Source organism: Vibrio sp. 1978 (assembly GCF_033344345.1).
In genome coordinates this window covers 1-600 of the sequence record NZ_JAWPOP010000724.1, presented here as the reverse complement: position 1 = coordinate 600, position 600 = coordinate 1, and the positions used below count along the sequence as shown (strand labels likewise).

Genomic DNA, 600 nt, shown 5'->3' with positions numbered 1-600 from the left:
GCAGAGTAGGTTGGCGCGCTTTTCGTTGCTGAGTCGGCGAAAACTGCGTGCAACTTTGTCTGCTGCTTCTGCAGCTTGGTTAACTTCCATCTCTCCATGAACGGGGAAGGCCGTCGTTAATCGTTCACCGGTAAAGGCGTTGGTGGCGTAAAACACCTGTGAGTTTTGCGAATTCATTGTTCTTCCTTACTGTCCTTATTTCACTTCAAATCCGTACGCGTACGGGTCTTCGTCATCGACCCAAATGGTGTTGTGGCCATACACTTGTGCCCAACCTTCAATGCTCGGCAAAATCGCCGTTTGTCCGTTTACTTCGGTGATACCCTCAATACGGCCGTTAAATAGGCTGCCGATGATGCTTTCATGCACGAAATCTTCGCCTGATTTGAGTTTTCCTTTCGCGTGCCATTGCGCCATGCGTGCGCTCGTGCCGGTTCCACATGGCGATCGGTCGAGTGCTTTATCGCCATAAAAAACGGCATTGCGAGCCGTTGCGCCGTCTTGCGTTGGTTTCCCTGTCCAAAGTACATGGGAAACGCCGCAAACCGTGGGATCATTTGGATGGATGCATTCCACTGCATTAGAAACGGCGGTGCGCAC

Annotated in this window: 1 protein-coding gene and 1 pseudogene; both read right to left on the bottom strand. The window is 51.7% G+C overall.

The features are described from left to right. A pseudogene (locus tag R8N49_RS28765) lies at positions 1-177 on the bottom strand (aldehyde dehydrogenase (NADP(+))); the annotation flags it as partial. A gap of 18 nt (positions 178-195) precedes the next feature. Further along, on the bottom strand, positions 196-600 hold a 405-nt coding region (locus R8N49_RS28760; protein WP_318190653.1), incomplete at its 5' end, for a proline racemase family protein.